Origin of the sequence: Mucilaginibacter sp. dw_454 (assembly GCF_018449775.1) — a bacterium.
Lineage (GTDB): Bacteria > Bacteroidota > Bacteroidia > Sphingobacteriales > Sphingobacteriaceae > Mucilaginibacter.
In genome coordinates this window covers 208,918-221,784 of sequence record NZ_JAAVVB010000007.1, presented here as the reverse complement: position 1 = coordinate 221,784, position 12,867 = coordinate 208,918, and the positions used below count along the sequence as shown (strand labels likewise).

Below are 12,867 nucleotides of genomic sequence, written 5' to 3'. Positions count from 1 at the left end.
TTGTAAGTAGCTTTATATCAAGCAACAACCAAAAACCTTCAAAATGTCGACAACAACTCTCAACCACACCTACCGGCACTTTGCCGACCTCCAGCTCTCAACCAAGGAGTTCTACAAGAAGCTCGAGGAAAGGATAAAGTCATACGAGTATCCCGCGGACGTGCAGGTCTACCGTGCGAACCTGTCCACCTCCGGCATCTTCAGCGTAAAGCGCGAATATCTCGTCATCTGCTACCGCAGCTACGTGTACTACGTCTGCGCCGCCCCGTTCGGCAGGAGCTTCTTCATCACGTGGTGGTTCCAGTACGAGCGCTCCGGCTTCCTGGAATGGCTTTTCGTAAGCAGGATTATGAGCGCGCTTTTCGAGGACAAGGAAAAGACCATGTTCAGGAAGGACACGCGCCTGATGTTCCAGAACAGCGTGAACGACATCATCACCGAACTCTCCGCTACCGTGCAGCCGACGCACGGCATCCGACCAACAGCGCCGCTGGCGCAACAGCACCTGTCGTAGCATGGAATACCGCAAGGCACTTACCGAGCAGTTCTACCAGTGGGAGCAGCGTGGCAGGGGCTGGCACCTCTTCGAGTCGCCTGTAGACCTGGAACCGGCCTTCGAGCCGTTCTTCGGACACTTCGTGCCGGGCCCGATAATCGATGACGGGATACGGCCAAGCTGGTGGCACAGGCTGATGCCCGGTGCAACGACTGCCGCAACCGATAGCTCGCCAACCATCCCCGATCCGCCGCAACCTTTGGCGTACGAAAGCAGCGATCACGGGGGATAACGTGATTTTTGCGGTTTCCATCCCGAAAACGTATTCGGCAAACGCTGCCTCCATTGAGCGTCTGCTTGCTATGCTGGCGTCGGGCAGGCAGACGATCAGCTTCGAGCTTATCGCTACGAGCGCTCTAGTGACGCTGCAGTTCGCCTGCAATTCGGGCGGCGCGTACTGGCTCAGGGCGCAGTTGGAAGCCTATCTGCCAGAATGCGCTGTTTCGGAAGTTCGGGACGACATGCTCGCCGCGCTCATGAAGGGAGGAGGCGGATTTTGCGCCTCGGACTTCGGGCTTAGCGAGGAGTTCACGCGCCCGATGGCCGGATTCGAAGGCAAGGGACAAGACCCCTATACTCCCCTGTTCGGAGTCATCTCGCAACTGCGGGAGCGGGAGGCCGTCGTCGTGCAGGCGCTTTTCTGCGGCCTGCGTCACGCCTGGGCGGAAAGCATCAACAATTCCGTGACCGACAACCGGGGCGACGGGTCGTTCTTCTATAACGCGCCGGAAATGCCCAGGCTCGCGCAGGAAAAGACCGCGCTGCCTCTCGTCGGCGCAAGTCTGCGGGTGCTTACCATAGCGGAGACGGGCCAGGCGGCGCAACACCTGGCGGAGCACGGCGTGCGCTGCATCGTGCTGGCATCAATCTCGCCAGCGAACTCCCTGCTGGCGCTGCCCAACCACGACTACAGCCTCGAACTGCGCCTAAGGGACATCGCAGGCCGGCAAACCCGCCGGCTGGGAATGATCCTGAACGTAAGGGAACTTGCCGCCTTCGCGCACCTGCCGAGCGCCAGCCTTTCAAGGCTGCTTGCAAACGGGCGCGCCACGAAAGGCGCGCCTGAGCACCTAAGCGACGAAAGCTACGTCCTGGGAATCAACGAGCACCAGGGGCGCTCTGCCGCGGTCGGCATAGGCGTGATGCAGCGCACGAAGCACGTGCACATCCTGGGAGGCAGCGGCGTGGGCAAGTCCACGCTGCTGCATTCTCTCATGCTCCAAGACATACGGAACGGCATGGGGCTCTGCTGCCTCGATCCCCACGGGGACCTCATCGACCTCGTTCTGGATTCCATCCCTGCCGGGCGCGTGCAGGACGTCGTCCTTATCGACCCTTCGGACGCCGGATACCCAGTCGGCTTCAACATCCTTTCCGCCCACAGCGACGCGGAGCGAGAACTGCTCGCCAGCGACCTCGTGTCGCTCTTCAGAAGGTTCAACACTTCCTGGGGCGACAACCTAAACTCGATACTTGCCAACGCCGTTATGGCGTTTCTGTACAACTCTACGCCGGGACATCTGGGCGAGCTTCGCCGCTTCCTGGTAGAGCCCGCCTACCGCAGCCTAAAGCTCGCCACCTGCACCGACGCGGACATCAAATATTACTGGCAGACCGAATATCCCCTGATAAAGTCGGCGTCCATCGGCTCGATCCTGACCCGCCTTGACAGCTTTCTGCGCCCCAGGGCGATCCGCAACATGATCTGCCAGCATCGGGGCCTGGACTTCGGCTCCCTGATGGACTCCAGCAAGATCGTCCTCGTGAAGCTCTCGCAGGGACTGATGGGCGCTGAAAACAGTTACCTGCTCGGCGCATGCATCGTCGCTAAATTGCAGCAGTGCGCGATGGCAAGACAGCAGCAATCCGCGCGGGACCGCGTCCCCTTCTTTTGCTACATAGACGAGTTCCACAACTTCGTTACAGAGAGCATGGGCCATATCCTCAGCGGCGGGCGCAAGTTCGGCCTGGGCCTGGTGCTGGCGCACCAGGACATGCAGCAGGTGCAGCGCAACGACAGCGATATCGCCAGCGCGCTGATGTCAAACGCGGGTACCCGCATCTGCTTTCGTCTCTCGGACACCGACGCCCGGCGGATGCAGGAGGGCTTCGGCGGGTTTAATGCCGACGACCTGCAAAACCTCGGGGTTGGCGAGGCGGTGGCGAGGGTGAACACCGCGGACGCGGACTTTAACCTGAGCATCGTGCAGGCGAGCGAAGACGCGGGACAAAAAGCCGCGTGCATCGAGCACTCCCGCGATCGCTATAGCGTTCAAGTATCGCCCGCGGCTGATAGCGCTTCAGATCAGGAGCCAACGTCACAATCTCCGCCAGCGATAGCGAGACACGATTTGCCCAGCGAAAGCGCCCCCGACAAATATGCTTCGTCCGCTGAGACCGAAAGGCCCAATAGGAGCGAGATGCGGGAGCATCGATATCTGCAAAACCTCATAAAGGCAATGGCGGAACAGCACGGTTACAAGGCCAACTTGGAAGTCCCTACCGAGGACGGCTTGGGGCAGATAGATGTCCTGTTGCAGAAAGGAACCGAAACGATAGCCGTGGAGGTGTCCGTATCCACGGGTGCAGAGTGGGAGCTGCATAACATTAGAAAGTGCCTGGCCGCGGGCCATGCCAGGATTGTCGTCTGTTCGCCCAAGCCACAGAAGCTGCTTCAGATAGAAAAAAAGGTCAACCAATCTCTCTCAGCTGAGCAAAGGGAGAAGGTCCTTTTAATTGCGCCGGAACGGATATCCTTATTATTCGCCGACTCGGCGGATAGGTATTCCGAAGATAAAACTATGAAGGGGTACAGAATAAAGGTAAAGTACGACAGCGCGACCCAGGACTCCATAAAGGCTGAGATCATAAAAAGAATTGTAAGAAAACAGGCTCCTGGCGTCTGAGACATTCTCGACAGAATCCATAAATACCAGAGCGCATGCATGGCAAGGCAACGCGGGATAATGACACCGATAGCAACGGCAATTAACATACAGGCGAGCAAACCGCGTGGTTCTCTATTCCATTGGACAATATGTATATACGCCTCTTCTACTTATTGTGCTATTGAGTAACGAACAGATCGTTCATAGGAATCTCGAGCGCGGTGCAGATTCTTTTCAGCATCAGAACCGTGACGTTGGTGTTACCCGCCTCGATCCTCCGCATGTTCGACTTCTCGATGTCGCAGCGATAGGCCAGCTCCACCTGGGTGACCCCCTTCTCCTTCCGTATCGCCGCTATCCTGGAACCCAGCGCCGCCAGGAAATCCCCGTCTTCTTTTTCCCGCGCTTTCATGAGGGGAAATGTCCAACTTATTTTGCGACAAATAGTTATCATATATGATAACTATTGCCTATATTGTTCCCCGATAAACAATCCAAACATCAACTAATCAAACCAGCTCATGAAAGCAATCAGAACCTACGCGCTACTTGCGGCGCTGCTCTGGGGATCGTCCCTGGCGTCTTGCAAGAAATCAGAACAGGCAAAGGAAAAGTCAAGCCTGCTTACCACCGCGGCCTGGAAGCCGGGAGCCATGGAATGGCAGACGACGCAGGGAAACTGGATCACTCCCCCGTCGTGGGCGGGCGCGGAATACCTCGCGCCGATCACCTTCTACGACAACGGCACCTACACGACGGGAACGACCTCGGGCTCGGCTGGCGCGTGGCAGCTCTCTACGGACAAGACGCAGCTCGTGATGGTCAGCTCGGGGGGCACCAGTTCAACAGTCACCATCGCGTCGCTTACGGCAAATTCTCTGCAACTCTCCCACGCACTCCCTGCTGACACCTACGATTACAATGTGAGCACCAAGGTTACCACGAACTTCACCAATACGCGCACGACGTTTTCGCACTAGATAGGAAAATAGGAGAGATTTCTCCCAGATAGCGCGCCGACAAGATGTCGACCTTCGCCCCAGGCGCGCTATCTTGCACACGAGCAAAAATATTAAAGCAAAAGAGATGACATTCGTGTCGAGAAACGCACCATCGGCGGGATAAGAGGTTATTCGACCAGGCGCTTCCTTCGCCAGGTAACGTCTATGATTATTCTTTCAAACACGCCGGCAACATCGCGGCCTTGTCGGTGAATTGGCTAAACACCCCGCCGCCAAGTATAAGTGCTATTTTCCTTGTGAGCAGAAGGGAGACCCTGTTGTCGTGAGCAAAGAGGTAGAAGCTCCTGCGTCACGGCTACGACTGGTAATCTCGACGCTCTTCTCAGAAGCCGCTTTCATTACCCCAACCACAACTTGTTTAAAAACTCGGCGTAAAACGCGGTTTGCAAAAATATCGCGAGCAAATAGTAGATGACGAAAAACCCCAAAGCAGCTTTATGATGTTTGAGAGCAATTAAGGTCGAAAAAAACATTACAAGAAAACCTAAAACCCTTAGATTAGGATATTCGAAAGCGCCCGTGAAAAACACCCCCAATACAATGAGCAGGGCAAGGCCTAAGCGTTCAAGCGGTAGTGGATTAAAGTGCTTAAATAGATAGACCAAGAAGATTAAGGCAAACGGGGTGCACATCACGTGACGATTCAGGCTCCAAATGTTAGTGCCCCCATTGCTTTTATAACTGAAGACGACATCTAGGATAGACATTCCCGACATATACAATGCGGACATTAAGACCGAAGGATCTAGGTCGCGATTCTCTGTTGCAGATTCAGAAACTTTCCGCCGAATCCTTATTACGGCTGCTTTGATGCAGATGTAAATCGCTATGCAGCCCAAAAGGAGCGTAACAGCGTCTACGCCAAGAACCCGCGCTGGAGAGATTGTGGTCAACGGAAAAGTAGGGACAAGCCAATGCCGATTCCAATATTTTTGGATCTCAATAAAATAAAACCACTTTCCAGTGGCACATTTCAAATACCAGGATGCCAACAGAAAGCCCGCGGTACTTGCCAACAACTTGCAGACCGCTTTTATAATAGAATTTCGTTCGAATGTTGCGGTTAGTAACTCGCATATGATTATAGCCGGCAAAAATATCATGCAAACCGACCGGACCAACGAAGCGCCGAAGAGGCCTATGCAGATTAGCAGGTTCGATTTTTTTCTGTACCCGATGATAAGTATGGTGCAGAAAAGAAAAAACAGCGATTCGGAGTAAGGCAGAGCGAAGAAGATAAACGAGGGAAACGATAGAAGCATCAGCAAGAATCCGGCCTTTAGCTTTTCGACTTTCAGCAGGACAACAAACGAACAGCCAAAAACCGCGAGATTAAAAAGACTGATGCCTAGATTGCTGAAGTCAAAATAGCTCCAAACCAAGGGAAATAAGGGAAAAAAGGCGGCATTGTTACCCGCGTTGGGCTGGTAATAATACCCGAACTCCTTGATAGAGAAATACCAGTACGCGTCATAATGGAGCAAGTTGGATTGGCTCGGCATCGCGTAGCTTTTCCTACAATAAATAGACAGCAGTGCGTATAAGCATGCAAGGAGAGAAAGGTGGAAAATTGCTAGTAGTATGGTTTTGTCCAGCTGCAAAAGTTTTGCTCTTATATAATTGAACATGGTCATCATTTGAAAAGTACGAAAGGCAGCCTCACTTCATTATAAAAGATAGTTGACGACGATTCGTCGTCCAAAAAAAACTTTAAGGTTGTCTTTTCCCTGGTATACGGTATCGATATAGGAATAGCCAGAGAATCCCTGGGACCGATTTCCACGTCAAAATCGCGTTCGATTTTCCTCGCAAAACCGGTACTTTGAACATCATATTTCACTCTGCCCCTAAACTTAGCAGCGTTGTTGTTATACAAAACAGCAACCGTGTCCAACACGTTATTGCCATTTATCTTATAGAGCCTGGACAGGTCAACCCTGGTGTTGTTGTCATAACCAAGCACCGCAACCTGGGGCCTTCCTGTTAAGCCGCCGTCACCCCCGCTGTCAAAAACTCGAACGGCCAACACGTTTTTCCCGCTCCATTTTATCCGCCGGTCGTTTGAGCTTAAGTCATACATTCTGTCCAGACCCGCTAAGGTCGACCTGTCCTTAAAGCGAATATTGCCGGCATAACCGGGTTTCGCTGTTGACCCGTTCTCTCCTATCAGCTCACCATTTAGGAAAACCTGGTCGGTGTCGTCCACTTTGCCGATCAAAAACCTAACTGTCGAATTGTTGGACTGTCGAATTTGTAAGCTTAAACCTGTCAAATCTACGGCCTGCCTATACCAGGCGAAGCCGTCAAGCCCGTTATGTCCCTGCCTCTCCCAAACTTCGCCGCTGGAAATTGAGCGCCACTCTTTGTCATTGAGATCGATGTTTTTATAACCGGAGGAGTCCCCTGCTTTGAACTTCCATCTTGCCGCCAACTTGAAGCCCCGGACTAATTCGAATGTCGACGTCTTTATAAACACGTCGGAAGTCATGCCGCCACCAGCCTTTTGCTTGCTAAGAACCCTAACGGCTATCAGATTCTCCCCATCCCAATTTATCAGCCTGCTTCCTATAGGAATTTCATATTTGCGCGTCAGATCGGGCATGGAAGCCGCGGAAACGAACGACGTGTCTCCTGCGACGTTGTTTCCGCCGATAAGATTGCCGTTGAGGAAAAACTGGTCCCGGTCACCTATGAGCCCCAAATAAAACTCTAGCTTTTTCGCTCCCCCGTGTTTCCTCATTGCCGAAGGAATAACCACCTTATACCGGTACCACGCAATCCCGTCACCGGCATCATTGCTTACCCCCAGCTGTTCAAATGTTTCATCGTTTTTTATCAACGACCAGCCGGAATCGTCGAGCCCGGGGCTTGAATAGCTCTTGGAGTCGCCAATTTTAAATCTCCACCGCTCGCCGAGAAAAATCGTGCTGCATTCTTTTTTTGCCTGCGTGCATCCTAGCGCACAAGAAATAAATGCCAAAAAAGTAAAAAAAGATTTCATTTGGTTCAGGCTTAGGTATTTTTAATTAGTTTTAAATATAAAAAACTTATCACACCTAAAATGCGAATTATCCTCTTTTTATTGTCGAGCGTGCTTGTTATTTCTTGCCGGCAACCAAGGCTTCCGGCAAATATTCAGAGGTCCGTAGAGGAATCAGGCGCTAATCGCTCTCAGATCGCCGAGCTTATCAGCCACTATTCGGGCTCCGCCAGCGATAGCCTGAAGCTCCGAGCGGCGCTGTTTCTCGTGGACAACTATCGCGGAAGGGGCTACTATACCGGCGAGCTCCTTAAAAAATACATGGACTATCCCGCGTTTGTCATGAGGGATCTTGATCACGGCGAATACATTATGAATTCCTTCTCCAAGCTTTATGGGCCATACGACAAGGGCGACCTTTCCTTTCAGTACGACCTTAAGGAGCTGAAAGCGGAACAACTTATATCTAACATCGATGCCGCTTTCAAGGAATGGGGTGAACGCCCTTGGGCGAAATCTTACGACTTCGAACAGTTTTGCAACTACGTTCTGCCATTCAGGATAGACGACGAGGCGCCGTGCTATAACCGCATGGATATTTACAAAAAGTTCAGCTTTATCCTCGATTCAAAAAAGCAAAAACTCGATGTTGTTGCTGCTTGCGCCCTGGTAAATGACGAGCTAATTAAAGAAGGATGGGTTTTAAGCAACCGCGCGACATTTTTGCCACACTACAATGCAGATACCCTGATTAAATACAGGACAGGGTCTTGCAGGGAAATGGTTGATTTAGGTATTTATACCATGCGATCCTTAGGCATTCCCGTCACCTTTGACTTTTTGCCTCACTGGCCCTATCGGCGCCAGGGGCACAGCTGGGACGTGGTAATCAACGAAAAGGGCAAGGCGATACCATTTCTTGCCGCAGAAGACGATCCCGGCACCCCGCATCGGCCAGGAACAGTCAGAGGCAAGGTCTATAGGCATACCTTCATCGCCAATCCCTTAAGCCTGGCCGGCGTGGCCAACGAAAGCGAAACTTTGCCCGAGCTCATGGACGACCCGTATACCATGGACGTGACAGACGAATACGCGAAAGTGCACACGGTGAAGCTGGTTCTCAATAGAATTAATAACAACGCTAAAACACGCCTCGCCTATCTGTCCGTTTTTGACGACGAAAAGTGGCAACCGATCGCATGGAGCAAACTGGTCGGTCAAAGCGCCGTTTTTGATAAGGTTGAAGGCGGCATAGTTTTTATGCCATCGTATTTTAGCAGGAACGGGGTTGTCCCTGCCAATCCGCCTTTCATCCTCAACAAGGATGGAAGCATTCACGATTTAATTGCCGACACGCGACACCGTATCCGCGATTTTTATTGTCAAAGAATCTACCCTGTCGTTGCCGAAAGCTATATGACCGATAATATGACCGAGGGAAGGCTTCAGGGCGCGAATAAGAGGGACTTTTCAGACCGGACCGATCTTTACGAGTTTAAAGTCAGGGCCCTGCCAGGCTTGAACAAAATCATTCCTACCAGCAATAAAACCTTCAGGTATATCAGATTCATTTCTTCTGCGAAAAACAAATGCAGCGTTGCCGAATTCAACGTGTATTCATTGGGAAAACGGCTTTCAGGAGAGCCGTTCGGGGCAACTTTCGCTGAAGAAGAAGGGTTGGGCAAAGCCGTAGACGGCAATGCTTTTACAAGCTATGAATCCGGTTTGACGTCCTCGTGGATAGCCTTGGATTTAGGGAAGCCAGTAAAACTAGACAGCATTACGTTGCTGCCCAAGATCGACAATCCTAGAGAACACGGGATTGTTCCCGGTAAAGCATACACATTAAACTACTGGATAGACGGAAAGTGGAAGCCTATTGGAACCCAGGTGGCAAGGACCGACGAACTGCATTTCAGGAACGTACCATCAAACGCATTGTACCTGCTCTCCACAGATCTTCGGGACACGAGAATCTTTACATACCAGAACGGCAAGCAGGCATGGTGGTAGGGTTCTTACAGCTCTAGCTCATATAGCAACAGGGGGTCGTCCCGGCGTCCGTCAAGCCCTTTTAAATAACTAATCCATGCAGGAATGCTCCTCGTAACATCTTTCAGCCTGTATGACTCAAACAGCTCCGAATACAAATCTACATACCGTTCTTGAATGAGTATCAGGTTCGTGTACTTCCTATTAAATCTCGCCGCACTTAGTAATTCGAGAGGCAGCGTCCGCACATTTTTGTCAAGGTAAAACTTCTGATTCGGCGGAATCGGGTGATAAGGATTTTCGTTACCGACGATCCAAAGTATAACGTCCTTGCCACGGTAGGTCTCATGAATCGTTTCGGTTATGTTCATCATTCCATCGTTGTTTGCGGGAGAAAACACAGTTACCAGCAAGGCACCGCTGTTCAGAACAGAGAGTAAAAAGACCGCGGACATCTTCGGCCACTTTAGATGTTTGCAGGGGCCGAGTAAATGTTGCAAGCAATCGTAAGCAGACAGAATGAATAACGGGACAATATTTGCAAGCGGAAATAAAAACCGTAACTCCTTGTGTGGAGTCAAAGCGTGCACCAACAAGAAAGGAACGATGATCCAGCAAATGAGGCTCTTACCCCGGAATAGGCAACACATTAAGATACTGGCCCAAATGACTATGCCTATGGGAAGGGTTGCGTCCTGGGACGACTCTGTGAAATAAAAATACCAAGGCGATACCCCGTACCTCGATGCTGCACCATCGACAATATTTGCGACGTAGTAGTTTACAAATGTTATGGTAGCCGAATTGTAAAACCAAAAATCTATCAGGAAACCGGCAAAAATCATTGTTGCTAGGGCGGTTACTATTTTGAATAGGTCCTTTAACGCGATTTTATGCACAACAATAAGCCACACAATAATCCCGAACGACATAAACGCGCTTTGAAAACGAAAAATGAAATTCAGCCCACAAAGCAGCCCGAACAACATGTATCGATTTTTATTCCTTGAAAACAAAACCGCGACGGATAAGATAAGCGCTAAGCCGGAATAAGACTCGGAAGAAAAGCGAACGTTCACAAACGGCAGAAACCACAAAAAATATGCCGTCAAGCGATACGACACCCAAAGACTGCTGTGCAACAAATGCTGTGTCCTCTGTATGAAATAGGTAATCGAACAGACAGCGAGTAATGCAGTGATCATTCTCAAGGCAATCATAAGCTTGTAATGATCGGTCAAGCCCAACCATCTAAAAACAGACATGAAATAAAAAGCGATAACGGGCTGTGTGGCGGACCGAATTTGTGCGTTATATTCCCAAGAAAGGTCGGATGGAGCATTATTTCCTGCCTTCAGTTCGGCAAATTCGATTAATTGATAATGTTCGTCGTAGTAGTAATAGCCGTTGTTAAATATAGCCGAGGTTGCATATACAATCATCGCCGAGATGAACAGTACTGTATTTACCGTTAGCGCATTCTTTTTGATCCGTTTTATCATTAAGTTTAGGTCGTCATTTATTTGCTAACGGGCTGCCCCGATAACCTTGCACAATTTAAGAAATGTTTATTAAAGAATCGCGAAGTGCTCATTCCAACATTGTTCGTTATGTCCGCGCTACCCAGGTTGCCGTCTTGTCTCTTTTATTATTGTCGTTTTGCGCAATAACGTTTTTCAATCCTTACTTATACAACTATCCCATTTATAAGGGAGGACATTATTTCTTTGCAGAGTTGCTGAGCCTCACTGTTTGCGCGGGAGTTTTTATCGAAATTTCAACGGTTCGAAAGTTTTACAGCCTAACGAAACTAGATATCGCTTTTGCGGCATTTGTGTCAGCGTGTCTGTTGTCTAGGATACGATTCGCAAACGATCTCTATATCAACGAGATAACAATGAACTTTTTCATGCTATGTCCGATCTATTTGCTAATTCGCCTAGTCATTAACAATCAGAATATAGGTATACTTTTTTACGTGCTGGCAGCTTTGTATGTTATTGAAATCACGATGCTAGTAACAGAGCTTGCGACTTCATACCATTCAACACATCTCTTTTTGGCGCTGAAAGGCACATTGGGAAATTCTGGTTTATGCGCTGAATTTTTGTTGTTGGTTACACCTGTCATCGGCCGCCTTCTAGGAAAACATCGCTTTAAGGCACGCCTTATAGTTTATGCGCTAACCTCGATCGCGATCTTTTTAATGGAATCCCGAGCCGCCCTACTGGCACTTGCGGTCATCCTGGCATTCGATTGGGGCCTATTTGAAAGCGGAAGAACCAGACAGCGCTTCGCTAAATCACAGTTCGCTCTTCTTGTAGTTATTGCGACGATTTTTGCGGGACTGCTTATTTGTAAGAAGAACTCCGCTCTAGGGCGGGTGTTTATATGGGAGCTGTCTGCTAAGCACGCTTTCGGCTCACCCATTGTGGGAATCGGCTATGGTGAATTCCCAAAGCATTATCAGGATTGGCAATTGAGTTACTTCCTGTCGCCAGACGCAAATCAAAAGAACATAGCCTTCGCAGATCTCCCTAACAACTGCTTTAACGAAGTATTGCAAATATTCATCGAGTTAGGTGCCGCAGGCCTGTTCTGTTTTCTACTCATTTGCTACCTTGTATGCCAGGCTCGTCCAAAATCAAACCAAAGCCCTGTCCGAACTCTAAAAGTAAGCCTTTGTGCGTTGTTGGTGTTTTCGTTATTTTCCTACCCCCTGCATAGTTTGCCAATCCTGTCGTTTGGCATAATTTTTTTGGCGGCCATTAGCACCTTTGGCCTTTCTTCCCAAAAGGTGTTGATAAAAGGGGTATACGGAAGGCTGCTTTTGGCCATAGTCTTCTTTTGGAGCGCCTATGCAGTTGCTTTTTCAAAGCAGAATAACGAAGCAATAGCGACATGGAACAGTGCAAAAAAAACTGAATCTGCCCACCAATCTGGTGCACTTAATTTGTACGGAAAAGCGTATCCCCAGTTAAAAACAAATGGACTGTTCTTGCTCGACTACGGCATGAGTTTGTTTTACAACCATAAATATAGAGAATGCATCGGAGTACTGCACAAAAGCAGCTTACTCCTGCCGAGCACCGAGCCTATTTTGTTCGCCGCGCGAAGCTACCAGGAACTCGGTGACTTGAATGATGCCGAGAGCTTATACTATCAAGCCTTGAATTCAATACCATCTAGGCTTGCCCCCAAATACCTTCTTCTGAAGCTTTACCTGTTGAAACGCGACACTGCAAACGCTCGGAACCTCTGCATAAACATGATCGGGTCTGGCGAAAAAGCCCCCTCAGTTGAGGGGGAGGCGTATCTGCAATTCGCGGAAGAGACTTTAAAAAAAATAAAATAAATATTCTTAGGTTATATCAAACGAACAACCTACATTCGTATAACTTAAACCATTCATACACAGCGAAAACCTAC

The 12,867-nt window shown here is 49.8% G+C and carries 9 protein-coding genes; 5 read left to right on the top strand and 4 right to left on the bottom strand.

Annotated features, from left to right (window positions below; all coding sequences use genetic code 11):
• Nucleotides 1–43: 43 nt before the first annotated feature.
• On the top strand, nucleotides 44–514 hold the full coding sequence (locus HB679_RS18890) for a hypothetical protein (RefSeq protein ID WP_214073575.1): 471 nt from the start codon (nucleotides 44–46) through the stop codon (nucleotides 512–514).
• Between the two features lie 275 nt (nucleotides 515–789).
• A complete protein-coding gene (locus tag HB679_RS18885) occupies nucleotides 790–3,462 on the top strand; it encodes a type IV secretion system DNA-binding domain-containing protein (RefSeq protein ID WP_214073574.1) in 2,673 nt (890 codons plus the stop codon).
• Nucleotides 3,463–3,622: 160 nt separating this feature from the next.
• Here the strand turns inward: HB679_RS18885 and HB679_RS18880 are convergent, their stop codons facing one another.
• Nucleotides 3,623–3,856 (bottom strand): helix-turn-helix transcriptional regulator, encoded by a 234-nt coding sequence (locus HB679_RS18880; RefSeq protein WP_214073573.1) that lies wholly within the window; start codon nucleotides 3,854–3,856, stop codon nucleotides 3,623–3,625.
• A gap of 109 nt (nucleotides 3,857–3,965) precedes the next feature.
• On the opposite strand from HB679_RS18880, the gene HB679_RS18875 reads away from it, so the two are divergent.
• Nucleotides 3,966–4,424, top strand: a complete 459-nt coding sequence (locus tag HB679_RS18875) for a hypothetical protein (RefSeq protein WP_214073572.1) — start codon at nucleotides 3,966–3,968, stop codon at nucleotides 4,422–4,424.
• Between the two features lie 380 nt (nucleotides 4,425–4,804).
• Here the strand turns inward: HB679_RS18875 and HB679_RS18870 are convergent, their stop codons facing one another.
• Both HB679_RS18870 and HB679_RS18865 read right to left on the bottom strand, forming a co-directional pair.
• Complete coding sequence (locus HB679_RS18870; protein ID WP_214073571.1) at nucleotides 4,805–5,968, bottom strand: hypothetical protein; 1,164 nt, start codon at nucleotides 5,966–5,968, stop codon at nucleotides 4,805–4,807.
• 131 nt (nucleotides 5,969–6,099) lie between these two features.
• Nucleotides 6,100–7,467: a hypothetical protein gene (locus tag HB679_RS18865; protein ID WP_214073570.1), complete on the bottom strand. Its 1,368-nt coding sequence runs from the start codon at nucleotides 7,465–7,467 to the stop codon at nucleotides 6,100–6,102.
• 60 nt (nucleotides 7,468–7,527) lie between these two features.
• Between HB679_RS18865 and HB679_RS18860 the strand changes: the two genes are divergently transcribed.
• A complete protein-coding gene (locus HB679_RS18860) occupies nucleotides 7,528–9,459 on the top strand; it encodes a discoidin domain-containing protein (protein WP_214073569.1) in 1,932 nt (643 codons plus the stop codon).
• Between the two features lie 5 nt (nucleotides 9,460–9,464).
• On the opposite strand, the gene HB679_RS18855 is transcribed toward HB679_RS18860, so the two are convergent.
• Nucleotides 9,465–10,940, bottom strand: a complete 1,476-nt coding sequence (locus HB679_RS18855; protein ID WP_214073568.1) for a hypothetical protein — start codon at nucleotides 10,938–10,940, stop codon at nucleotides 9,465–9,467.
• 62 nt (nucleotides 10,941–11,002) lie between these two features.
• On the opposite strand from HB679_RS18855, the gene HB679_RS18850 reads away from it, so the two are divergent.
• Nucleotides 11,003–12,793 (top strand): O-antigen ligase family protein, encoded by a 1,791-nt coding sequence (locus HB679_RS18850; protein WP_214073567.1) that lies wholly within the window; start codon nucleotides 11,003–11,005, stop codon nucleotides 12,791–12,793.
• Nucleotides 12,794–12,867: the final 74 nt, after the last annotated feature.